The sequence below is a fragment of the Micromonospora sp. NPDC050695 genome, from assembly GCF_040654415.1.
Taxonomy (GTDB): domain Bacteria; phylum Actinomycetota; class Actinomycetes; order Mycobacteriales; family Micromonosporaceae; genus Micromonospora.
In genome coordinates, this window is the sequence record NZ_JBFAHZ010000008.1 from 1 (window position 1) to 22,127 (window position 22,127).

Annotated in this window: 21 protein-coding genes; 11 read left to right on the forward strand and 10 right to left on the reverse strand. The window is 70.9% G+C overall.

Features of this window, described 5'->3' with window-relative positions:
* Positions 1-125: 125 nt before the first annotated feature.
* Both AB0H52_RS08000 and AB0H52_RS08005 read right to left on the reverse strand, forming a co-directional pair.
* Positions 126-1,076 carry a malate dehydrogenase gene (locus tag AB0H52_RS08000; protein ID WP_151488631.1) on the reverse strand — a complete coding sequence of 317 codons (951 nt, stop codon included), beginning with the start codon at positions 1,074-1,076 and terminating at the stop codon, positions 126-128.
* 95 nt (positions 1,077-1,171) lie between these two features.
* Positions 1,172-2,032 carry a bifunctional methylenetetrahydrofolate dehydrogenase/methenyltetrahydrofolate cyclohydrolase gene (locus AB0H52_RS08005; protein ID WP_151488630.1) on the reverse strand — a complete coding sequence of 287 codons (861 nt, stop codon included), beginning with the start codon at positions 2,030-2,032 and terminating at the stop codon, positions 1,172-1,174.
* 449 nt (positions 2,033-2,481) lie between these two features.
* On the opposite strand from AB0H52_RS08005, the gene AB0H52_RS08010 reads away from it, so the two are divergent.
* From AB0H52_RS08010 to AB0H52_RS08030, 5 genes are all read left to right on the forward strand, one after another.
* Positions 2,482-4,083 carry an ABC transporter substrate-binding protein gene (locus tag AB0H52_RS08010; RefSeq protein WP_151488629.1) on the forward strand — a complete coding sequence of 534 codons (1,602 nt, stop codon included), beginning with the start codon at positions 2,482-2,484 and terminating at the stop codon, positions 4,081-4,083.
* A gap of 204 nt (positions 4,084-4,287) precedes the next feature.
* Positions 4,288-5,226 carry an ABC transporter permease gene (locus AB0H52_RS08015; RefSeq protein WP_151488628.1) on the forward strand — a complete coding sequence of 313 codons (939 nt, stop codon included), beginning with the start codon at positions 4,288-4,290 and terminating at the stop codon, positions 5,224-5,226.
* A gap of 72 nt (positions 5,227-5,298) precedes the next feature.
* Positions 5,299-6,255, forward strand: a complete 957-nt coding sequence (locus tag AB0H52_RS08020; protein WP_151488627.1) for an ABC transporter permease — start codon at positions 5,299-5,301, stop codon at positions 6,253-6,255.
* A 70-nt stretch (positions 6,256-6,325) separates the two neighbouring features.
* Positions 6,326-7,354: an ABC transporter ATP-binding protein gene (locus tag AB0H52_RS08025; RefSeq protein ID WP_278126438.1), complete on the forward strand. Its 1,029-nt coding sequence runs from the start codon at positions 6,326-6,328 to the stop codon at positions 7,352-7,354.
* Positions 7,338-8,375, forward strand: a complete 1,038-nt coding sequence (locus tag AB0H52_RS08030; RefSeq protein WP_151488625.1) for a dipeptide ABC transporter ATP-binding protein — start codon at positions 7,338-7,340, stop codon at positions 8,373-8,375. Before AB0H52_RS08025 ends, AB0H52_RS08030 begins: the two co-directional genes overlap by 17 nt.
* Positions 8,376-8,475: 100 nt before the next feature.
* On the opposite strand, the gene purH is transcribed toward AB0H52_RS08030, so the two are convergent.
* Positions 8,476-10,047, reverse strand: a complete 1,572-nt coding sequence (purH, locus tag AB0H52_RS08035) for a bifunctional phosphoribosylaminoimidazolecarboxamide formyltransferase/IMP cyclohydrolase (protein WP_151488624.1) — start codon at positions 10,045-10,047, stop codon at positions 8,476-8,478.
* Complete coding sequence (purN, locus tag AB0H52_RS08040) at positions 10,044-10,664, reverse strand: phosphoribosylglycinamide formyltransferase (RefSeq protein WP_151488623.1); 621 nt, start codon at positions 10,662-10,664, stop codon at positions 10,044-10,046. The genes purH and purN overlap by 4 nt, the downstream gene beginning before the upstream one ends.
* Before the next feature lie 178 nt (positions 10,665-10,842).
* Here purN and AB0H52_RS08045 point away from each other — a divergent pair, with 178 nt between their 5' ends.
* Complete coding sequence (locus tag AB0H52_RS08045) at positions 10,843-11,139, forward strand: CD225/dispanin family protein (RefSeq protein WP_151488622.1); 297 nt, start codon at positions 10,843-10,845, stop codon at positions 11,137-11,139.
* A 26-nt stretch (positions 11,140-11,165) separates the two neighbouring features.
* Positions 11,166-11,789, forward strand: a complete 624-nt coding sequence (locus AB0H52_RS08050; RefSeq protein ID WP_357946011.1) for a DUF4190 domain-containing protein — start codon at positions 11,166-11,168, stop codon at positions 11,787-11,789.
* Between the two features lie 54 nt (positions 11,790-11,843).
* Here the strand turns inward: AB0H52_RS08050 and AB0H52_RS08055 are convergent, their stop codons facing one another.
* Complete coding sequence (locus tag AB0H52_RS08055) at positions 11,844-13,172, reverse strand: DUF6350 family protein (protein WP_151488620.1); 1,329 nt, start codon at positions 13,170-13,172, stop codon at positions 11,844-11,846.
* A 186-nt stretch (positions 13,173-13,358) separates the two neighbouring features.
* Between AB0H52_RS08055 and AB0H52_RS08060 the strand changes: the two genes are divergently transcribed.
* Entirely contained in the window at positions 13,359-13,625 is a 267-nt protein-coding gene (locus AB0H52_RS08060) for a DUF4190 domain-containing protein (RefSeq protein WP_151488619.1), read from the forward strand.
* Between the two features lie 70 nt (positions 13,626-13,695).
* Here AB0H52_RS08060 and sucD read toward each other — a convergent pair whose 3' ends face one another.
* From sucD to AB0H52_RS08075, 3 genes are all read right to left on the reverse strand, one after another.
* A complete protein-coding gene (gene sucD, locus AB0H52_RS08065) occupies positions 13,696-14,583 on the reverse strand; it encodes a succinate--CoA ligase subunit alpha (RefSeq protein WP_151488618.1) in 888 nt (295 codons plus the stop codon).
* A 2-nt stretch (positions 14,584-14,585) separates the two neighbouring features.
* Positions 14,586-15,764, reverse strand: coding sequence for an ADP-forming succinate--CoA ligase subunit beta (gene sucC, locus AB0H52_RS08070; RefSeq protein ID WP_151488617.1), 1,179 nt, complete (start codon positions 15,762-15,764; stop codon positions 14,586-14,588).
* A gap of 433 nt (positions 15,765-16,197) precedes the next feature.
* The gene (locus tag AB0H52_RS08075; RefSeq protein WP_151488616.1) at positions 16,198-16,602 is read right to left on the reverse strand and encodes a cobalamin B12-binding domain-containing protein; all 405 of its coding nucleotides are present in this window, start codon (positions 16,600-16,602) and stop codon (positions 16,198-16,200) included.
* Between the two features lie 410 nt (positions 16,603-17,012).
* On the opposite strand from AB0H52_RS08075, the gene AB0H52_RS08080 reads away from it, so the two are divergent.
* Together AB0H52_RS08080 and AB0H52_RS08085 are read left to right on the forward strand one after the other, a co-directional pair.
* A complete protein-coding gene (locus AB0H52_RS08080; protein ID WP_151488615.1) occupies positions 17,013-17,720 on the forward strand; it encodes a M23 family metallopeptidase in 708 nt (235 codons plus the stop codon).
* A gap of 262 nt (positions 17,721-17,982) precedes the next feature.
* Entirely contained in the window at positions 17,983-18,750 is a 768-nt protein-coding gene (locus AB0H52_RS08085; protein ID WP_357946016.1) for a M23 family metallopeptidase, read from the forward strand.
* A gap of 66 nt (positions 18,751-18,816) precedes the next feature.
* Here AB0H52_RS08085 and AB0H52_RS08090 read toward each other — a convergent pair whose 3' ends face one another.
* Together AB0H52_RS08090 and pcrA are read right to left on the reverse strand one after the other, a co-directional pair.
* On the reverse strand, positions 18,817-18,987 hold the full coding sequence (locus tag AB0H52_RS08090) for a DUF418 domain-containing protein (protein ID WP_278126425.1): 171 nt from the start codon (positions 18,985-18,987) through the stop codon (positions 18,817-18,819).
* Between the two features lie 66 nt (positions 18,988-19,053).
* Positions 19,054-21,459, reverse strand: a complete 2,406-nt coding sequence (gene pcrA, locus AB0H52_RS08095; protein ID WP_151488612.1) for a DNA helicase PcrA — start codon at positions 21,457-21,459, stop codon at positions 19,054-19,056.
* Between the two features lie 265 nt (positions 21,460-21,724).
* On the opposite strand from pcrA, the gene AB0H52_RS08100 reads away from it, so the two are divergent.
* On the forward strand, positions 21,725-22,117 hold the full coding sequence (locus AB0H52_RS08100; protein ID WP_151488611.1) for a chorismate mutase: 393 nt from the start codon (positions 21,725-21,727) through the stop codon (positions 22,115-22,117).
* Positions 22,118-22,127 lie beyond the last annotated feature (10 nt).

A 22,127-nucleotide genomic window follows, 5' to 3' on the forward strand; every position in this document is an offset into this window, starting at 1 on the left:
GGGGGGGGGGGGGGGGGGGGGGGGGGGGGGGGGGGGGGGGGGGGGGGGGGGGGGGTGGGGGGGGGGGGGGGGGGGGGGGGGGGGGCGCCCCCCCCCCCCCCCTCCGCGATGCGGTGGTTCGGGAATTACATGCTGGAGATGTCGCCCTGCTTGGCGCGGACGGCTTCGGCGGCCTCCAGGAGGCTGGCGCGCTCGTCGGCGTCCAGGTCGGTCTCGACGACGCGCTTGACGCCCTCGGCACCGATCTCGGCCTCGACACCCAGGTAGACGCCGGAGATGCCGTACTCACCGTCGACCCACGCGCAGACCGGCATGACCTCGCCGGAGTCCTCGGCGACAGCCTTGGCCATCCGGGCCGCGGCCGCGGACGGCGCGTAGTACGCCGAACCGGTCTTGAGCAGCGCGACGACCTCGGCGCCACCGTTGCGGGTCTTGACGACCAGCTCCTCGATCTGCTCGGCCGGCATCGCGTCGCGCAGCGGCTTGCCGTTGACCGTGCTCTTCGACGGCACCGGGACCATGGTGTCGCCGTGCGAGCCCAGGGTCAGCGTGCGGACCGACGCCACCGGCACGTTCAGCGCCTCGGCGACGAAGTTGCTGAACCGGGCGGTGTCGAGCATGCCGGCCTGGCCGAGCACCCGGTTCTTCGGGAACTGGGTGGCGAGTTGCGCGAGCGCGGTCATCTCGTCCAGCGGGTTGGAGACCACGATGACGACGGCGCTCGGGGCGTACTTGGCGACGTTCTCGGCGACCTGCCGCACGATCTTGGCGTTGGTCTCGAGCAGGTCCATCCGGCTCATGCCCGGCTTGCGCGGCAGGCCAGCGGTGATCACGACGACGTCGGAGCCCTCGATGGCCTCGTAGCCCTCGCCGTTCGGGCCGGTGGTCACGCCGACGACCTTGGTCTCGAAGCCCTCGATGGCCCGCGACTGGTTGAGGTCGAGCGCGAGGCCCGCGGGCTTGCCCTCCACGATGTCGGTGATCACAACGGTGTCGAAGACGTCGTACTCGGCCAGGCGCTGTGCGGTGGTGGAGCCGTAGAAGCCAGCCCCGACGACAGTGACCTTCTTACCCATGGTCGTCCCACTCCCTGATACCAGTCGGTTTTCCGGACCGTATCAGTCATCCTGGCACCGATCGGGCCAGGGGCGGACGGTTACGGCCCTACACCTCAACCGCGCTCGGCACGCTCCACGACGTTGGTGAGGAGCATGGCGCGGGTCATCGGACCGACACCGCCGGGCATCGGCACCAGCGCGCCGGCCGTCTCGGCCACCTCCGGGTCGACGTCGCCGGTGTAGCGGCCCTTGCCGTCCGGGCCGATCACCCGGGTGATGCCGACGTCCACCACCACCGCGCCCGGGTTGATCATGTCGGCGGTGAGCAGGCCCGGTACGCCGGCCGCGACGATGACGATGTCGGCGGCACGGGTGTGCGAGGCGAGGTCAAGGGTGCCGGTGTGGCACAGGGTGACCGTGGCGTTCTCGCTGCGCCGGGTGAGCAGCAGGCCGAGCGGGCGGCCGACGGTGTTGCCCCGGCCGACCACGGCGACGGTGGCGCCGCGCAGGGCGACGTCGTGGCGGCGGAGCAGCTCGACGATGCCGCGCGGGGTGCAGGGCAGCGGGCCGTCGTAGCCGAGGACGAGGCGACCCAGGTTGACCGGGTGCAGGCCGTCGGCGTCCTTGTCCGGGTCGATCAGCTCCAGCACGCGCTGGGTGTCCAGGTGGGCGGGGAGCGGCAGCTGGACGATGTACCCGTGGCAGGCCGGGTCGGCGTTCAGCTCGGCGATCACGTCGTCGACCTGCTGCTGGGTGGCGTCGGCGGGCAGCTCCCGGCGGATCGAGGCGATGCCCACCTCGGCGCAGTCGCGGTGCTTGCCGTTGACGTACGCCTGGCTGCCCGGGTCGGCACCGACCAGGACCGTGCCCAGCCCGGGGACGATGCCGCGTTCCGCGAGTGCCTTCACGCGTATCCGCAGCTCGTCCTTGATCTCCGCCGCGGTTGCCTTGCCGTCCAGAAGCGTCGCCGTCACGACCCGATCGTCTCATGTCCAACGCCTGCCGTTCCGACGACCTCACTCTGGATGCCTTGCGAGACCCCAGCCACACGTCAATCGGTAACTCAGAGTGAAGTGCGCTTCATCACTATGAGTGAGATATCTGTGTGACCGGACATCGTCGAAACGGTCAGACGGTGCGCGAGAGGCTGAGATCGGACGACGCGGCAGTGGGCGCTGAGTCCGGCCCGGCAGAGCACAAAGAGCCCTCAACTTGCCACCAATCTGGCAGCTCAGAGAACGCAATGCGGCTTGCGGTAGCACGGCACTGCGGCACCGCGCAAGCACGGCGCCTGCCGACCCAACGCATCCGCAACCCGGCCGTTGTCGACGGCCGGGACGTCAACATACCCTTGCGCCTTGTTGCGCAGCGTAAACCCAGCGTCGGGCCTGACTGCGCAGCGTGAGGAGATGAGGAGGTTCCAATGCGAGTTCGTAGACTCGCCGCCTGGACCGCCCTCCCGCTCGCGGTGACGCTGGGCCTCGCGGCCTGCGGCAGCGGCGGAGACGGTGGATCCGGCGGCAGCACCAGTTCGGCGGTCAGCATCCAGATCGGCGAGCCGAAGCACCTGGTTCCCACCAACACCGCCGAGACGAACGGTGCGCAGGTGCTCGCTGGCCTGTTCACCCCGCTCGTCGACTACGACGCCCAGAACAAGCCGTTCGAGGTCGCCGCACAGTCGGTCACCTCGTCCGACAACAAGGTCTGGACGATCAAGCTCAAGGACGGCTACACCTTCCACAACGGCGAGAAGGTCACGGCCGAGGACTACATCAACGCGTGGAACTACGGCGCGTACGCCCCCAACGGCCAGGACAGCAGCTTCTTCTTCGAGAAGATCGCTGGCTACGCCGACCTGCAGGGCGAGAAGCCGAAGGCCAAGGAGATGTCCGGCCTGAAGAAGGTCGACGACCTCACCTTCACCGTGACGCTCTCCGACCCGTACATCGACTTCCGGACGATGCTCGGTTACAACGCGTACCTGCCGATGCCGGACGCCGCGTTCTCCGCGCCGGGCGTGCTCAAGGACTCCTACGAGCAGGCGCCGATCGGGCAGGGCCCGTTCAAGATGAAGGGCACCTGGCAGCACGACAGCAAGATCAACGTCGAGCGCTACGACGCGTACCCGGGCGAGAAGCCCAAGGTGAAGGAGATCGAGTTCCGGATCTACCAGCAGCTCACCGCGGCGTACGCGGACGTCCTGGCGGACAACCTGGACGTGCTGCCGATCCTGCCGACGGAGAGCCTGAGCAGCGCGCCGACCGACCTGGGCGACCGGTACAAGACCAGCCCGATGTCGTCGTTCCAGTTCCTGGCGTTCCCGACGTTCGACAAGAACTTCGCGAACCCGGACGTGCGCAAGGCCATCTCGATGGCGATCGACCGTGACGAGATCACCAAGTCGGTCTTCAAGGGCTCGCAGACGCCGGCGCGTTCCTTCGTCTCGCCGGTCCTGCCAGGCTACCGGGAGAACACCACGGGCAAGGCGGGCGAGTTCAACCCGACCGAGGCCAAGAAGCTCTACCAGGCCGCCGGCGGCCCATCGAAGATTCTCATCTCCTACAACGGCGACGGCGGCCACAAGGACTGGGTCGACGCCACGGTCAACCAGCTCAAGGCCAACCTGGGCGTCGACGCCGTCGGTGTCGCCGAGCCGAAGTTCGCCGACCTGCTGACCAAGGTCAAGGCGAAGCAGCCGGTGGGGGCCTTCCGACTGGGTTGGGTGATGGACTACCCGAGCATGGAGGACTACCTCGGCCCGCTGTACAGCACCAACGGCTCGTCGAACTACTACGGCTACAGCAACCCGGAGTTCGACAAGCTCGTCAAGGAGGGTTCCGCCGCCAAGACGCAGGCCGAGGCGATCGCCAAGTACCAGCAGGCGGAGGACATCCTGGCCAAGGACATGCCGACGATCCCGCTGCGCTTCGGCCAGAACGTGTTCGGCCACTCGACCAAGGTCAAGAACGTGGAGATGGACCTGTTCCAGCGGGTCAACCTCATCAAGATCGAAGCGGCCAGCTGAGCTGACCTACGGATTTCGGGCCACCCGGGCGACGACGCCCGGGTGGCCCGGACCGCGCTGTCCCGGCCGGGCCCCGCGCAGGCGGGGCCCGGAACGGGTGGTGCCGGCCTCCCCCGGGCCGGACGGCACGTGCCAGACATTTCAGGTACGACCAGAGATGCCGTCTTGCGACCCTTTCGCATATTTCCGGAGAGACTGCTAAGCATGTTCCGCTACATCCTGCGGCGCCTACTGCAGATGGTCCTGGCGTTCTTCGGGACCACCCTGATCGTCTACGCGCTGATGTTCGCCGGCCAGGGCGACCCCATCCAGGCCCTCGCGGGCGAACGCCCGGTGACGGCGGCCCAACGGGCCTACCTGACGGAGAAGTACCACCTCGACGCGACCGGCGTCGGCGGGTTCTTCTACCGCTACTTCGACTACGTCAAGAGCCTGCTCCAGGGCGACCTCGGCCAGTCACTGACCGGCCGCCAGATCGGCGACATCCTGCAGGCGGCCTGGCCGGTCACCGTCAAGCTCGCGCTCATCGCGCTCGCCGTGGCGATCATCTTCGGGGTCACCGCCGGCGTGGTCGCCGGCATCCGGCGGGCCAGCATCTTCGACAACTCGACCCTGGTGCTCACCCTGCTGGTGCTGGGCATCCCGACCATCGTGCTGGCGCCGCTGGCCCAGTACCTGCTGGGCGTCAAATGGCAACTCTTCCCGCCCACCGCCGGCTCCCAGCCGACGTTCTACGCGCTGCTGCTGCCGGGCATCGTCCTCGGCTCACTGTCGCTGGCCACCGCGCTGCGGCTGACCCGTACCTCGGTGGCGGAGAACCTGCGCGCCGACTACGTCCGGACCGCCCGGTCCAAGGGCCTGGTCAAGCGCCGCATCGTCACCGTCCACGTGCTGCGCAACTCGCTCATCCCGGTGGTCACCTTCCTCGGTGTGGAACTGGGCAACCTGATGAGCGGCGCGATCATCACCGAGGGCGTCTTCAACATCCCCGGCGTGGGCTTCAACCTCTTCCGCGGCATCCGCACCGAGGACGGCCCCCTGGTGGTGGGCATCGTCAGCGTGCTGGTCGTGGTCTACCTGGTCTCGAACCTGGTGGTGGACGTCCTGTACGCCGTACTCGACCCGAGGATCCGCTATGAGTGAGCGCAGCGAACGAATCATCAGCGCAGCGTGCTTGGGCTCGCAGGCCGGCATCGCGCGCAGCGAGGTGCCGGCATGAGTGATTTTGAGACTGTGGCGGCCAGCGAGAACCAGGCCGCACGGCGGGGCCCCTCGGGCGAGCCGGGGACACCCAACCAGGTCGGCGCACCGCACAAGCCGCGCAGCTTGGCCGGCGACGCCTGGCGCGACCTGCGCCGCAACCCGATCTTCTGGATCTCGCTGACGCTGGTCGTCATCTTCACGCTGATGGCACTGGCCCCGGGCGTGTTCACCGCCAACAACCCGAACGACTGCCTGCTCTCCCGGCAGCACGCCGGGCCGTCCGGCGGGGCCATCTTCGGGTACGACTTCCAGGGCTGCGACACGTACTCCCGGGCGGTCTACGGCACGCGGGCCTCGCTGCTGGTCGGCGCGCTCGCCGCGCTGGGCACCGGCATCATCGCGCTGGTGGTCGGCATGCTGGCCGGGTACTTCGGCCGCTGGGTCGATGCCGTGCTCTCCCGGGTGATCGACGTGGTGCTCGGCATCCCGCTGCTGCTGGCCGCGATCGTGCTGCTCAAGCGGGTGTCCAGCGACAGCACGAGCGCCCGGATCGCCGCGGTGATCTTCGTTCTGGCCATCCTGGGCTGGACCACCGCCGCCCGGGTGGTGCGGTCCTCGGTGATCACCGCCAAGGAGCAGGACTACGTGGCGGCGGCCCGGATGCTCGGCGCCGGCAACGGCCGGATCATGTGGCGGCACATCCTGCCGAACTCGCTGGCCCCGGCCATCGTCGTGCTGACCATCGCGCTCGGCTCGTTCATCGCCGCCGAGGCGACGCTGTCCTTCCTGGGCATCGGCCTGAAGTCCCCGACGATCTCGTGGGGCCAGGACATCGACACCGGTCGCATCCACATGCGGGAGGCGGCGACACCGCTGATCGTCCCGTCGGCCTTCCTCGCGCTGACCGTGCTGGCGTTCATCATGCTCGGCGACGCGATCCGTGACGCCTTCGACCCGAAGCTGCGGTGATCAACTCCATGCGAGCGCGAGGAGTGAGCGAAGCGAGCCCCGCAGTCGTGAGCGAAAGGCAGGCACAGCCATGACCGTCGAACCCACGCCCGCCTCCGCCACCCCGGCGGACGGCCACCTGCTGGAGCTGCGGGACCTGCACGTCGAGTTCCGGACCAACGAGGGTGTCGCCCGGGTGATCAACGGCGTGTCGTACCACCTGGATGCCGGGGAGACCCTGGCGGTGCTCGGTGAGTCCGGCTCCGGCAAGTCCGTCACCGCCCAGGCGATCATGGGCATCCTGGACACGCCGCCCGCGTTCGTCCGCTCCGGCCAGATCCTCTACCGGGGTCAGGACCTGCTCACCGGCTCCGAGGAGCAGCGCCGGCAGGTCCGCGGCAAGGAGATCGCGATGATCTTCCAGGACGCGCTCTCCGCACTGAACCCGGTGTTCCCGGTCGGCTGGCAGATCGGCGAGACGCTACGCCAACGCGCCGGCATGTCCCGTGGTGACGCCCGCCGTCGTGCGATCGAGCTGATGGACCTGGTCAAGATCCCGGGCGCCGCGAAGCGGATCGGCGACTACCCGCACCAGTTCTCCGGCGGCATGCGGCAACGCGTCATGATCGCCATGGCGTTGGCCCTGGACCCGAAGGTGCTGATCGCCGACGAGCCCACCACCGCGCTCGACGTCACCGTGCAGGCCCAGATCATGGACCTGCTGGCCGACCTGCGCCGGGACCTCAACATGGCGATGATCCTGATCACCCACGACCTGGGAGTCGTCGCCGGCGTCGCGGACCGGATCGCCGTCATGTACGCCGGCCGGATCGTCGAGCACGCCGACGTCCGCTCGCTGTACAAGGCGCCCGCCCACCCGTACACCAAGGGGTTGCTGGAGTCGATCCCGCGGATGGACGTGCGCGGCCAGGAGCTGTCCACGATCAAGGGGTTGCCGCCGAACCTGATGCGCATCCCGTCCGGCTGCCCGTTCCACCCCCGGTGCCCGTACGTCCAGCAGGTCTGCGTGGACGTGGTACCGCACGACCTGGTCCTCGGCGATGGCCGGACCAGCGCTTGCCACTTCGCGCAGGAGGTCCGTGATGACAGCGCCCGCTAGCTCCACCAAGGTCCGGGGCGAGACCATCCTCTCCGTCGACAACCTGGTGAAGCACTTCCCGATCAGTCAGGGCGTGCTGTTCCAGCGGCAGATCGGCGCGGTCAAGGCCGTCGACGGGGTGAGCTTCGAGCTGCGCCGGGGCGAGACGCTCGGCGTGGTCGGCGAGTCCGGCTGCGGGAAGTCCACCCTCGCCCGGCTGCTGATGCGCCTGGAGACGCCCACCTCCGGGCGGGCCACCCTGGAGGGCAAGGACCTGTTCAAGGCCTCCGGGTCCGAGCTGCGCCGGCTGCGCCGCAACATGCAGATGGTCATGCAGGACCCGTACACCTCGCTGAACCCGCGGATGACCGTCGGCGACATCATCGGCGAGCCGTTCGAGATCCACCCCGACGCGGCGCCGAAGGGCAGCAAGCAGAAGCGGGTCCAGGAGCTGCTGGACGTCGTCGGGCTCAACCCGGAGCACATCAACCGGTACCCGCACCAGTTCTCCGGCGGTCAGCGCCAGCGCATCGGCATCGCCCGCGCCCTCGCGCTACGCCCGGAGGTGATCGTCTGCGACGAGCCGGTGTCCGCCCTCGACGTCTCCATCCAGGCCCAGGTGATCAACCTGCTGGAGCAGTTGCAGGACGAGTTCGGGCTGTCGTACATCTTCATCGCCCACGACCTGTCCGTGGTGCGCCACATCGCCGACCGCGTCGCGGTCATGTACCTGGGCCGGATCGTCGAGATCGGCACCGAGGACGAGATCTACGAGCGGGCCACCCACCCGTACACCCAGGCTCTGCTCTCGGCCGTGCCGGTGCCGGACCCGGAGGTCCGCGACCAGCGCAACATGATCCGTTTGGTCGGGGACGTGCCCAGCCCGGCCGACCCGCCGTCCGGCTGCCACTTCCGCACCCGCTGCTGGAAGGCCCAGGGCATCTGCGCCAAGGAAGACCCGCAGGCGGTGCCCCGCGCTGCGGACCCCCACCCGTCCGCCTGCCACTTCGCGGAACTCCGCCCGGCTACCCCCGCGGCGTAGGCCCGCACGTTCGCGTCGATCATGGAGTTGTGGTGGGCGGTTCAGCCGCTGGAGCCCCTTTTGTGAGGCACCACAACTCCATGATCGACGGGGGACTTCGTTAGTGGAAGAAGTGGCGGGTTTCCGTTAGGTACATCGTCACGTTGGCTTTTTTGGCCGCTGCGATGACCTCTTCGTCGCGGATCGAGCCGCCGGGTTGCACGATGGCGCGGACGCCGGCGTCGATGAGGATCTGCGGGCCGTCGGCGAACGGGAAGAACGCGTCCGACGCCGCGACCGAACCCCTCGCCCGGTCGGCGCCAGCGCGGCTGACCGCGAGCCGCGCCGAGTCGACCCGGTTGACCTGACCCATGCCGACGCCGACGGTGGCACCGTCGCGGGCCAGCAGGATCGCGTTGCTCTTCACCGCGCGGACCGCCCGCCAGGCGAACGCGAGGTCGCGCAGCAGCTCCTCGTCCGCGGCCTCGCCGGTCGCCAGCCGCCAGTTCGCCGGGTCGTCGCCGGGGGCGTTCACCCGGTCGGCGACCTGGGCCAGCACACCCCCGGTCACCTGCCGCAGCTCCACCAGCGCCGGGGTCCACGCGGGCGCGCGCAGCAGCCGGATGTTCTTCTTGCCCTGCAGCACCTCGACCGCGCCCTCGTCGAAGCCGGGGGCGACCACCACCTCGGTGAAGATGTCGGCCACCTGCCGGGCCATCTCGACCGACACCGGCCGGTTGACCGCGATCACGCCGCCGAATGCCGACACCGGGTCGCAGGCGTGCGCCCTGCGGTGTGCCTCGGCCACGTCCGCGCCGACCGCGATGCCGCACGGGTTGGCGTGCTTGATGATCGCCACTGCCGGCTGGTCGGCGAAGTCGTTCGCGGCCCGCCAGGCGGCGTCCGCGTCGACGTAGTTGTTGTACGACATCTCCTTGCCGTGCAGCTGTTCGGCCTGGGCCAGCCCCGCCGGGGCGTCCGGGTCGGTGTAGAGCGCAGCCGGCTGGTGCGGGTTCTCGCCGTAGCGCAGCCCGGTCGACTTGCGCAGCGCCAGCCCCGCGAACTGCGGCCACGAGTCGTCGGCGGGGGCCAGTTCCTGGGCGCACCACCGGGCGACCGCCACGTCGTACTCGGCGATGTCGGCGAACGCCCGGGCGGCCAGCGCGCGACGCTGGGCCAGGGTGAAGCCACCCTCGCCGAGCGCGGCGAGCAGCGCCGGGTAACCGGCCGGGTCGGTGAGCACGGCGACCGAGGCGTGGTTCTTGGCGGCGGCCCGCACCATGGCCGGCCCGCCGATGTCGATCTGCTCCACGCACTCCTCGACGCCGGCGCCGGAGGCCACGGTCGCCTGGAACGGGTAGAGGTTGGAGACCAGCAGGTCGAACGCCGCCACACCCAGCTCGTCGAGCTGCGCCACGTGGGTGTCCTTGCGCAGGTCGGCGAGCAGGCCCGCGTGCACCTTCGGGTGCAGCGTCTTCACCCGGCCGTCGAGCACCTCGGGAAAGCCGGTCACCGTCTCCACCGGCGTCACCGGCACACCGGCGGCGGCGATGGTGCCCGCCGTGCTGCCGGTGGACACGATCTCCACGCCGGCCGCGTGCAGGGCCTGGGCCAGCTCGACCAGCCCGGTCTTGTCGTAGACGCTGACCAGCGCCCGCCTGATCGGGCGGCGCCCGTCCTGAGTGGGACTCACGGAACCGTGACCTTCCTTCCGGTGATGGTCCAGCCTTCGCGGACCAGGCGACCGACCTGCTCGACGAGCTGGCGGCGCTCGGCTTCCTTGATGCGCTCGGTGAGCGCGTCCACGTCGTCGTCGTCGAGCACCGGCACCGCGACCTGCGCGACGATCGGCCCGGTGTCCATGCCCGCGTCGACGAAGAAGAGGGTGGCCCCGGTGAGCTTCACGCCGTAGGCGAGGGCGTCCCGTGGGCCGTGGATGCCGGGAAACGCCGGCAGCAACGTGTTGTGGGTATTCAGGTAGCGGTCGCCGAACGCGGTGAGGAAGTGCGGGCCGACCAGCTTGAGGAACCCGGCGGAGATGACCAGGTCGGGTTGGTGCTTCGCGACGTGCGCGGTGAGCGCCACATCCCAGTCGTCCCGGGTGTCGTGGTCGCGGACCCGCTCGACGAACGTCGGCACGCCGGCGGCCTCGGCCCGGTCCAGGCCCGCGATGCCGTCGCGGTCCGCGCCGACCGCGACCACCTGCGCGCCGTACGCGGGGTCGGCGGCGGCGTCCAGCAACGCCTGGAGGTTGCTCCCGGAGCCGGAGATGAGGACGACGATGCGGGCGGCGGACGCGGGCTCGGTCACCGGGCCACCCTATCGGGCAGGTCAGGACGCCCTCCGGCTGGGCGGTGCCGATCTTTGACAGTGCCGGCGGGCATCGACCCGATACGCTGCCGCTCGCTCGGGCTGGACACCGTGCCGGCCCGCACCCCTGTCACTGATCCGGCACGGCAGCCGTGCCGTCGGAATGAGGAGCACCCCCATGCAGCCCGGTACCCACCCCCAGCAGCAGCCGCCGATCAACAACAACATGACGATGTCGATCGTCGCCATCTTCCTCTTCTGGCCGCTGGCCCTCCCGGCCATCATCAGCGCGTCGAAGGTCAACCCGCTGCTTCAGCAGGGTGACTACGCCGGTGCCCAGGCCGCCGCCGCGGAGTCGAGGAAATGGTCGAAGTGGGCCCTTATCGTGGGCATCGGGTGGTATGTCGTCGTGTTGCTGTGCTGTGCGTTGGGTGGTCTGGGCGCGATCATGGGTGGGAACAGCAGCAGTAACTGACGGAACCAGTCCAAGGAGCTTCTCGAATGCAGCCCGGTAACCCCGGTCAGGACCCGTACGGCCAGCAGCCCAACCAGGACCCGACCGCGCCCCAGCCGCCGCACGACCCGTACGCCCCGCCGCCGGCCGCCCCGTACGGCCAGCAGCCGGCCGCCCCGTACGGCCAGCCGCCGGCCGCGCCGTACGGCCAGCAGCCGACCTCTGGGCAGCCCTACGGTCAGCAGCCGCAGGACCCGTACGCGGCGCCGCAGGCGCCGTACGGCCAGCAGCCCACCTCGGGTCAGCCGTACGGTCAGCAGCAGCCGTACCAGGACCCGTACGGCCAGCAGCAGCCCCCGTACGGCGCTCCGACGTACCCGAACGCCGGCTACCCGCAGGCCCAGGGCCAGAACAACACCCTCGGCCTGGTGTCGATGATCCTCGGCATCGCGTCGATCCCGCTGGTCTGCTGCCTCTACCTGGGCATCCCGGTCGGCATCGCGGGCGTGGTGACCGGTTACCTCGCCCGGCAGAAGGTCGCCCAGGGTCAGGCCAGCAACGCCGGGCAGGCCAAGGCCGGCCTGATCTGCGGTGCGGTCGGCGTCGGACTGGGCATCCTGCTGATCATCCTGAGCATCGTGGCGAACGTCGCGCTGCCGACCCAGCCCTGACGGGCTCGGTACCGACGGGGCGCTCCGGATCGTCTCGGGGCGCCCCGCGCTCGTCTACCAAGCGGGAGACCGGGTGAGCGCCCGGGTCGCGGCGGCGCCGAGCAGCGCACCGACCGCGATGACACCGGTGGCCACGGCGGCGACCTGCCAGGCCACCGGCCCGAGCTGCGCGAGTCGGCCGGCACCGAGCGGGCCGCCGGAGACCTCGGCGGCCACGCCGAGCAGCACGCCGGCCACCGGCCCGGCCAGCGCCGCCGGCACCAGCAGGTCGGCCCAACGCCTCGGGGCGCGCTCGCGGCCGTGCTCGGCGTCGACCCGACCGCGGACCCGCTCCGGCCCGACGTGCCGGGCCGTCCGACGGGCCAGCAGCCAGCCGGCCACCATCCCGGCCAGCACCGGCACCGCGAGCAGCAGGGCACCGAGGCCGTCCACCGGGCCGCGCGGCAGGCCGGCGAGCAGCGGTACGGCCGGCAGCGCGCCGACCGACACCTCACTCGTCCGGATCGCGGTGTCGGTGCCGACCGCGAAGCCCGGCCCAAGCAGGTAACTGCTCGACCAGATCGCCGCGTTCGGCGCGTACGCCACACTGACCAGGGTGATCCCGGCCTGCCCGGCCACCCCGGTGCGGTACGCCCCGATCATGTCGGCCGCGTCCCCGCCGCCGGTGGCCACGGCCAGCCCGGCCGCACCGGCGCCCGCGCCGAGTAGCAGGAGCCCGGCCACCAGCCCGGTGCGTACGCCGTCGCGCAGCCGGGTCGGCATCCGGGCGGCGAGCACACCGGTGACGGCGGTGATCCGGGTCGCGCCGACCAGCGCGGCGAGCGTGCCGACCGCCGCGAAGGTGGCCGCCGCACGGACCAGGGACGCGTCCGGGCCGCCCGCGCCGACCAGCACGGCCGCGAGTGTGCCGAGCAGCGCGTACGCGATGCCGACCGCGCCCGCGGCGAGCAGCGCCCGGCGCGGTGAGCGGGTGTCCCGGGCGCCGATCGCGCGGCTCACGTGCACGCCGGCCCGGGTGAGCCGCCAGATCGCGAGGACGGTGAGCGCCAGCGGGGCGAGCCCGAACGGGCCGGCCTCGGTGCGCAGCGGCACGCCGTGCCCGACCAGCCAGCCGGCCAGCGCGGTGCGCAGGGCACCGCCGAGGGTGGCGCCGTCCGCGCCGAACTGGACCAGGGCGAGCACGATGGCGACCGGCAGGTACGACGTGAGGGCGGCCCAGCCGGCGGCCACCCCCGCGGCGACCGGCAGCGGCGCCCGCCCACGCGGCGGCCCGCCGGGGCGCTGCGCGGGCACCCGTCGGCCCGGTGTGGCGCGGTCGACCGGCCGGTCGTCGGCGCGCACACCGCCGGGACGGCTGGGACGGTCAGGGGTGACGGGGGACATCCGCTCTACTCTGGCACGTCGCGCGGGCGGGAGCAGTCCGTTAACCCGCCCCGAAAGGCGGCGAGTTGAACGAACCTCGGTCCGGGACGCCTGCTCCGGTCTAGCGTCGGCCCAGAGGGGGTGGCCGTCGCCGCCATCCGGGTCGGCCCGGGTCAGCCCGCCGCTCACGACCGTCCGGAGGTAGCTGTGACGACCGCATACCCGCCGCCCCCGCCGCCACCGGCCCAGGGACGGGACCGGACGACGCTCTGGGGCGTGCTGGGCATCGTGCTGGGCCTGATCTGCTGCGGCATCCTCGGCATCGTCTTCGGCTACCTGTCCATCCGCGACGCCCGCCGTTACGGCCAGTCGCCGGTGCTCGGATACCTCGCCATCGTGTTCGGCGTGATCAATATCATCGGCGGCTCGATCCTGCGTCTCACCGGCAACTACCCGTTCTGGAACAACGACTGAGCGGGTGCGGCACGACGAGAGGGGGCCGACCGTCTCCGGTCGACCCCCTCTTCGATGCCGCCTGGCCGGCTCAGTTGCCGGACATGATCTCCCGCATCAGCTTCGCGGTCTCGGTCGGCGTCTTGCCGACCTTGACGCCGACGGCTTCGAGGGCCGCCTGCTTCGCCTCCGCGGTGCCGGCCGAGCCGGAGATGATCGCACCGGCGTGGCCCATGGTCTTGCCGGGGGGCGCGGTGAAGCCGGCGATGTAGCCGACGACCGGCTTGGTGACGTTCGCCTTGATGAACTCGGCGGCCCGCTCCTCGGCGTCGCCGCCGATCTCGCCGATCATCACGATCGCGTCGGTCTCCGGGTCGGCCTCGAACGCCGCCAGGGCGTCGATGTGGGTGGTCCCGATGATCGGGTCACCGCCGATGCCGACGCAGGTGGAGAAGCCGATGTCCCGCAGCTCGTACATCATCTGGTAGGTCAGCGTGCCACTCTTGCTGACCAGGCCGATCCGGCCGGAGCCGGTGATGTCGGCCGGGATGATGCCGGCGTTGGACGCGCCCGGCGAGGCGATGCCCGGGCAGTTCGGCCCGATGATCCGGGTCCGCTCGCCCTGCGCCAGGTTGTACGCCCAGAACGCGGCGGTGTCGTGCACCGGCACGCCCTCGGTGATCACCACGGCCAGGCCGATCGCGGCGTCGATCGCCTCGACCACGGCGGCCCTGGTGAACTGCGGCGGCACGAAGATGACCGTGACGTCGGCCCCGGTCTCGGCCATGGCGTCCGCCACGGACGCGAAGACCGGCAGCTCGGTGCCGTCGAAGTCGACCTTCTGGCCCGCCTTGCGCGGGTTGACGCCGCCCACCACGTTGGTGCCGGCGGCGAGCATCCGCCGGGTGTGCTTGGAACCCTCGGAACCGGTCATCCCCTGGACGATGACCTTCGAGTCCTTGGTCAGCCAGATAGCCATGATCAGACCCCCGCAGCTGCCAGCTCGGCGGCCCGCTCGGCCGCGCCGTCCATGGTGTCCACCCGCTGCACGAGCGGGTTGTTCGCGCCGTCCAGGATCGCCCGGCCGGCTTCGGCGTTGTTGCCGTCGAGCCGGACGACGAGCGGCTTGGTGACCTGCTCGCCGCGCTGCTCCAGCAGGGCCAGCGCCTGGATGATGCCGTTGGCGACCTCGTCGCAGGCGGTGATGCCGCCGAAGACGTTGACGAAGACGCTCTTCACGGCCGGGTCGGAGAGCACGATCTCCAGCCCGTTCGCCATGACCGCGGCGCTCGCGCCGCCGCCGATGTCGAGGAAGTTGGCCGGCTTGACGTTGCCGTGCCGCTCACCGGCGTACGCGACCACGTCGAGGGTCGACATGACCAGACCCGCGCCGTTGCCGATGATGCCGACCTCGCCGTCGAGCTTGACGTAGTTGAGGTCCTTGGCCTTGGCGGCCTGCTCCAGCGGGTCCACGGCGGCCTGGTCGACCAGGGCCTCGTGGTCCGGGTGCCGGAACGCGGCGTTCTCGTCCAGGCTGATCTTGGCGTCGAGCAGCAGCATCCGCCCGTCGCCGTTCTTGGCGAGCGGGTTGACCTCGACCAGAGTGGCATCCTCGGCGACGAACGCCTGCCACAGGCCCACGGCGATCTCGACCACCTGGTCGGCGACCTCGGCCGGGAACCCGGCGGCGGCGACGATCTCCCGCGCCTTGGCCTCGTCGACACCGGTGTTCGCGTCGATCGGAGCCTTGACCACACGGTCCGGGGTCTCGGCGGCGACCTGCTCGATGTCCATACCGCCGGCCACGCTGGCGATGCAGAGGAAGGTGCGGTTCGCCCGGTCGAGCAGGTACGAGAAGTAGTACTCCTCGGCCACGTCCGCCGTCACCGTGATCATGACCTTGTGGACGGTGTGACCCTTGATGTCCATGCCGAGGATGTCGGTGGCCCTGGCCACCGCCTCATCCGGGCCTTCGGCCAGCTTGACGCCGCCGGCTTTACCTCGGCCGCCGACCTTCACCTGCGCCTTGACGACCACTCGACCGCCGAGGCGTTCGGCGATCGAGCGGGCCTCCTGGGGGGTAGTGGCGACGCCGCCGGCAAGCACGGGCAAGCCGTGCCGCTCGAACAGGTCCCGCCCCTGGTACTCGTACAGGTCCACGATTGCGCGTCCCGTCCCGTCTCCGCGGCGCGCCGTCGCGCCGCCACCAGCGTTCAGAAAAACAGTTTGACGCCTGTCATCACTTGACACAGGCCATTGGCCGCAGCCTAGCGAGGTGGGCACCGCCGGCAACCGAGCGGGTGCGCGGTGTGCGGTAATGCACAACCCGGCAGCCCGCGGGGCCGGTTTCGGGCGCGGCACGTGCCGCGTCAACCGTCCGGGCGATGTTGCCGGGGGTGCGTAACCCGCCCGTCGGGGCGTCGTTGAGTCAGGTGTCGGAGCGCTGATTCAGCGTGATGACGGGAGACGGCCGATGCCCTGTCGGTCGAGGGGTGGCGGCGGGGCATCGTGCATAGAGGGGCCGGACGTGTGAGGGGTGCGTCCGGCCCCTCCCCCGTGCCCGGGTCCGCCCGACGACCCGAGCCGGTACGCCTCAGGCGACCGGCTGCGCCACGTTCTGCCGGACCCACTCGACGATCGCCTGCGTGGTGGCCCCCGGCGTGAAGATCTTGGCGACGCCCAGCTTCTCCAGCTCGGGGATGTCGTCGTTCGGGATGATGCCGCCGCCGAACACGACGATGTCGCGGGCGTCCCGCTCGCCGAGCAGTTCCAGGACCCGGCGGAAGAGCGTCATGTGCGCACCGGACAGCACGGAGAGGCCGACCGCGTCGGCGTCCTCCTGGATCGCGGTCTCCACGATCTGCTCGGGGGTCTGGTGCAGGCCGGTGTAGACGACCTCCATGCCGGCGTCACGAAGGGCACGCGCGACAACCTTGGCGCCCCGGTCGTGGCCGTCCAGGCCTGGCTTGGCGACGACGACCCGAATACGAGAGCTCATCAGCGCACACCTTTCACCGGCTCCACGGCCTTCACCTGAACGAACGGTAACCCGGCCGACCGGGCCCGGGAAATCCGGGCCGGCAACCCGCTCGACCCGGTCGACTCCGAGCGGGGCCCGACAGACCGCGCCGTCAAGCCGGACGACTCCGCCGGACCGGTCACGCTCGGCGACGAACGGGCAGCAACGAGGGCACCGTTCGACGTCGCGATGCATGACAATCATGGACGCAAACGGACAGATCGACACGCCAATTCGGCGCTCTGGCTTGTGACTCGCCTGGTGGTTGGCTAACGTGTCCTCGGTTGTCATCAGGTCCATGGACGGGTGATGACGCGGTCAGCGGACGTTCACCGGAGCTTCACGAACGTCCACCGGCCGCCTCGGAACCCCGACAACGGAGGGTGTGCGTGCGCCAGCGCCTGTCGTCTGAGCCCGATCGATATCGCGGTCGCCGCCGCGTACCCACCCCACCCCGCAGCCGCTACGCCGCGGTCGTCACCACGGCGTTCGTCGGAGCCGGCATCGTCGCGCTCGGCGCGAGCGCCCTGCCGGACGCCAAGGACGTCAGCCCGTCGGTTCTCGACGAGCTCAAGCAGGCGTCGGTCACCAGCCAGGACGCCGCGGCCCGTGCGGACAACGCCGACCGCGCCTCCCGGGACGGCCGTGGCAAGGACGCCGCCGAGCCCGAGGTCTGGCTGCTGCCGCTGCAGGGCTACGACTTCAACTCTCCCTACGGGGTCCGCTGGGGCAAGATGCACACCGGCGTCGACTTGGTCGTCCCCGAGGGCACGCCGTACGTGGCGGTCCACGACGGCGTGGTCACCAAGGCCGGTTGGTTCGGCGGGTACGGCAACGCGGTGATCGTCCAGCACGCCGACGGCAGCGAGGCGATCTACGGCCACTCCGCCGCGGTCAGCGTCAAGGAGGGGCAGCAGATCAAGGCGGGTGACCAGCTCGGCCTCGTGGGCCAGACCGGCCACGCCTACGGCGTCCACCTGCACCTCGAGATCCATGTCAAGGGCCAGCCGGTCGACCCGGTGACGTTCCTTCAGGACCACGGAGTGGACATCAAGCTGCAAGTCGAGGCAATTTACAGCGAGGTAGCCGCCTCCTGACGGTGCGTAACGACCGTTGACCGCCCGGATCTGTCGATCCGGGCGGTTTTTCGTGCCGGATGTCACCTGGGCCACACCGCCGACTGTGACCGACGACACGAGTCGCCATGATCATATTTACGGACGGATCACCGCAGGTCGGGAGGTATCCGGGCAGAGCGCTGCCAACCTGCCCGGTCCGGATGCGGTCCCGGTACCCGGCCGGACTCGACCCGACACCAGTATTTCGAGGTCAAGTGCCCCTCGACTGTGAAGGTCCGCCGTGCAGGAAGACAGCCCCGTCCAGAACGAGAACACCCCCGACACCACCGTCGAGCAGCCGCAGCGCGCCCGTCGGCGGAACCGCCTCATCGTGCTCGGCGCGGCTGCCCTGGTGGCGCTCGGCCTGGGCGGAGTCGCCGTCGCCACCACCGGCCCGGACCGCCCGTCGCCCACCGCCGTCTCGCTCGACGCGCAGTCCCGGGCCGAGGCCGCCAGCCGGGCCGACCGCTCCGCCCGTGAGTCGACCGCGCCGGCCTCCCCCTCGGCCACCCCGAGCGTGAGCCCGTCGACGACCAGCGCCAGCCCCACACCGGCGAAGACGGCCACCGCCAAGCCGAAGCCGAAGCCGAAGAAGACCACCAAGCCCACCCCCGCCTGGGTCGACCCGATGCCGGGCGCGGCGGTCACCTCCTGCTACGGCCAGCGCTGGGGCACCCTGCACGCCGGTATCGACCTCGCCCTGCCCTCCGGCACCCCGATCCACGCCGCCGCGGCGGGCACGGTCACCCAGGCCGGCGACGCCGCCGACGGCTACGGCAACTCCGTCTTCATCGACCACGGCAACGGGTACCTGACCCACTACGCCCACCAGAGCCGGATCGCGGTGACGGTCGGCCAGAAGGTCAAGGCCGGCCAGATCATCGGGTACGAGGGCGCCACCGGCGACGCCACCGGCCCGCACCTGCACTTCGAGGTGCACCAGGGCATGTGGAACCAGATCGACCCGGCCCCGTACATGCGGGCCCACGGCGTGGACCTGGGCTGCTGAGACCGCCGTAGGTTCACTTGCTCCTGGGCCTGGCGCCGGTGCCAGGCCCAGGAGCAACCAGGAGACCTACGCCGGGCTCGCGGCGCGCAGCCGTGGCCACCGCTGCTCGGTCCAGGCCCGCAACAACCACTCCATCGGCCCGTACCGGAACCGGGCCATCCACGCCGCGCTGGCGGCGAGCTGCACACCGTAGACGCGGCCGCGAGCAGCGGCGCGGTGAGCACTCCTGAAGGCCACTCTTTGCATGATCAAGCGAAATCGTGGCGGGCAGCGAGCTGGGCGCGCGTCACCCCGCGTGACGGGTCAGAGCTTGTCGACCGGGGCGTGCCGGAGCACCAGCCACATCGTCTGGTCGCCGAAGTCGATCTGCGCACGGGCACCCGGACCGTGCCCCTCGACGGCGAGCACCCGCCCCAGGCCGTACCGCTGGTGGTTGACCCGGTCGCCCGCGGCCACCTTCGGCCCCTGCGGCAGCTCGCTGGCCGTGGTCAGCCGGCTGGCGTCCACACCGAGCCGCTGGGCCAGCTGCGCCGCCTTCGGCGTACCCCCGGTGAAGGTGCCACGCACGCCGGGCGCGCGGTCCGCGCGGCCGCCCACGCCGCCGCCCCCGCCGGCCCACGAGGTGTACGACCCCTCGGTGCGCTCCCAGTGCACCAGTTCCGTCGGCAGCTCCTCCAGGAACCGCGACGGCGGGTTGTAGGCCGGCTGCCCCCACGCCGAGCGGGTCACCGCCCGGGAGAGGTAGAGCCGCTGCCGGGCACGGGTGATGCCGACGTAGGCCAGACGGCGCTCCTCCTCCAGCTCGCGGGTGTCGCCCAGCGAACGCAGGTGCGGGAAGACCCCATCCTCCAGCCCGGTCAGGAACACCACCGGGAACTCCAGGCCCTTGGCGGTGTGCAACGTCATCAGGGTGACCACGCCCTGGTGGTCGGGGTCGTCCGAGGGGATCTGGTCGGCGTCGGCGACGAGCGCGACCTGCTCGAGGAAGCCGGCCAGGGTGGCCCGCTCCCCCTCCTCGCCCAGCGCCTCGATGCGCTCGGTGTACTCCCGGGCGACGCTGACCAGCTCCTGGAGGTTGTCCACCCGGCCGGCGTCCTGCGGGTCCAGGCTCTCCTCCAGCTCGGTCAGGTAGCCCGAGCGGGTCAGCAGCGCCTCCAGCACCTCCTCCGGGGTGCCGGTCTCGGCCAGCTCCCGGGCACCGTCGAGCAGCGCGACGAAGTCGCCGATGCCGTTGGCCGCCCGGGTGGAGATGCCCGGTGCCTCCCGGGCCCGGCGCAGGGCCGCGCCGAACGAGATGCGGTCGCGGCTGGAAAGCGCCTCGACGCATGCCTCCGCGCGGTCGCCGATCCCCCGGCGGGGGGTGTTGAGCACCCGCCGCAGGCTCACCGTGTCGTCGTCGTTGACCACCGACCGCAGGTACGCCAGGGCGTCGCGGACCTCCTTGCGCTCGTAGAAGCGCACCCCGCCGACCACCTTGTAGGGCAGGCCGACCCGGATGAACACCTCCTCGAAGACGCGCGACTGGGCGTTGGTGCGGTAGAAGACCGCGACGTCACCGGGACGGGTCTCGTCGGCGTCGACCAGCCGGTCGATCTCCCGGGCCACCCAGTCCGCCTCGGCGTGCTCGGTGTCGGCGACGTACCCGACGATCCGCTCGCCGGCGCCGGCCTCGCTCCACAGCCGCTTCGGCTTGCGGGAGGTGTTCCGGTCGATCACCGCGTTGGCCGCGTTGAGGATGGTCTGGGTGGAGCGGTAGTTCTGCTCCAGCAGGATCGTCCGCGCGTCGGTGAAGTCCCGCTCGAACTCGAGGATGTTGCGGATCGTCGCGCCCCGGAAGGCGTAGATCGACTGGTCGGCGTCACCGACCACGCACAGCTCGGCCGGCTCCAGCCCCTCGGTGCCGGAGACCAACTCCTTGATCAGGACGTACTGGGCGTGGTTGGTGTCCTGGTACTCGTCCACGAGCACGTGCCGGAACCGTCGGCGGTAGCTCTCCGCGACGTGCGGGTGGGACTGGAGCAGGTGCACCGTCGTCATGATCAGGTCGTCGAAGTCGAGTGCGTGCGCCTCCCGCAACCGGCGCTGGTACAGCGTGTACGCCTCGGCGAGGGCCCGCTCGTTGGGCCCCGACGCCCGCGCGGCGAACTGCTCCGGGTCGACCAGCTCGTTCTTCAGGTTGGAGACCTGGGCGGCCAGCCCGCGCGCCGGGTAGCGCTTGGGGTCGAGATCGAGTTCGCGGGTGACCAGCTGCATCAGTCGCCGGGAGTCGTCCGCGTCGTAGATCGAGAAGGTCGACTTCAGGCCGGCGTGCTCGTGCTCGGCGCGCAGGATCCGGACACACGCGGAGTGGAACGTCGACACCCACATCAGGCGGGCGCGCGGCCCGACGAGCGCGGCGACGCGCTCCTTCATCTCGCCGGCCGCCTTGTTGGTGAAGGTGATCGCGATGATCTCACCGGGGTGGACGTCCCGGGCGGCGAGCAGGTAGGCGATCCGGTGGGTGAGCACCCGGGTCTTGCCGGATCCCGCGCCGGCCACGATCAGCAGCGGCGAACCGGCGTGGCTGACCGCGTCGCGTTGCGGGCCGTTCAGCCCGGCGAGCAGCTGCTGCGGGTCGAGGCGGACGGCGGCCGGCCGGGGCCGCTCCGGACGGGCCGGCGCGGACTCCGGCGCAGGCGAGGACGCGGGGATGTCGAAGAGAGGATGCATCGCCGGACAAGTCTATGCCGCCGGGCGGACACTTCCCGACCTCCCACGGTCGTCCCGGGCGAACCGCTTGCGTACGGGGCGGAGGCATGGGCATACTCGACGACGTGTTCGCAGCGCGTTACTACTTTTACTACGGCACCGGGAGTCCGGCTGCCGTAGGTCGCGCCTGATCGAATCAGACCTACGAAAGCCCCGGGCTCCTGGAGTCCGGGGCTTTTCCGTCCCAGGTTCCGGGCACCGGGCACCACAGTGCGAGAGGTACCCGATGATGACAGACGTGGTGGAGCAGAGCGGCGGCGCGATCCGACCGACGGAGCAGTCCCCGACAACCGGGAGCGAGCCGGCGACGGCGGTCGCGCCTCCGAGCGGGGACGGCGGCCCGGTCGAGGCACGTACCGGCACCGCGGAGCCGATGGCCGCCGCCCGGATCGTGGAGATCAGGGAACGGATCGACGAGATCGACCACGCACTCATCTCGCTCTGGCAGGAACGGGCGACGCTGTCCCAGGAGGTCGGGGCGACCCGGATGGCTTCCGGGGGGACGCGGCTCGTGCTCTCCCGGGAGCGGGAGATCCTGGAGCGCTTCCGGACGGCGCTCGGTGCCGACGGCACCCAACTGGCGCTGCTGCTGCTGCGGGCGGGCCGCGGCCCGCTGTGAGCCATCCCGG

Bases quoted from the DNA above. Each gene is read 5' to 3' on its own strand.
- AB0H52_RS08000 (WP_151488631.1), bottom strand. From the start codon at position 1,076: ATGGGTAAGAAGGTCACTGTCGTCGGGGCTGGCTTCTACGGCTCCACC.
- AB0H52_RS08010 (WP_151488629.1), top strand. From the start codon at position 2,482: ATGCGAGTTCGTAGACTCGCCGCCTGGACCGCCCTCCCGCTCGCGGTG.
- AB0H52_RS08015 (WP_151488628.1), top strand. From the start codon at position 4,288: ATGTTCCGCTACATCCTGCGGCGCCTACTGCAGATGGTCCTGGCGTTC.
- AB0H52_RS08020 (WP_151488627.1), top strand. From the start codon at position 5,299: ATGAGTGATTTTGAGACTGTGGCGGCCAGCGAGAACCAGGCCGCACGG.
- AB0H52_RS08025 (WP_278126438.1), top strand. From the start codon at position 6,326: ATGACCGTCGAACCCACGCCCGCCTCCGCCACCCCGGCGGACGGCCAC.
- AB0H52_RS08030 (WP_151488625.1), top strand. From the start codon at position 7,338: ATGACAGCGCCCGCTAGCTCCACCAAGGTCCGGGGCGAGACCATCCTC.
- AB0H52_RS08045 (WP_151488622.1), top strand. From the start codon at position 10,843: ATGCAGCCCGGTACCCACCCCCAGCAGCAGCCGCCGATCAACAACAAC.
- AB0H52_RS08050 (WP_357946011.1), top strand. From the start codon at position 11,166: ATGCAGCCCGGTAACCCCGGTCAGGACCCGTACGGCCAGCAGCCCAAC.
- AB0H52_RS08055 (WP_151488620.1), bottom strand. From the start codon at position 13,172: ATGTCCCCCGTCACCCCTGACCGTCCCAGCCGTCCCGGCGGTGTGCGC.
- sucD (WP_151488618.1), bottom strand. From the start codon at position 14,583: ATGGCTATCTGGCTGACCAAGGACTCGAAGGTCATCGTCCAGGGGATG.
- AB0H52_RS08075 (WP_151488616.1), bottom strand. From the start codon at position 16,602: ATGAGCTCTCGTATTCGGGTCGTCGTCGCCAAGCCAGGCCTGGACGGC.
- pcrA (WP_151488612.1), bottom strand. From the start codon at position 21,459: ATGCATCCTCTCTTCGACATCCCCGCGTCCTCGCCTGCGCCGGAGTCC.
- AB0H52_RS08100 (WP_151488611.1), top strand. From the start codon at position 21,725: ATGATGACAGACGTGGTGGAGCAGAGCGGCGGCGCGATCCGACCGACG.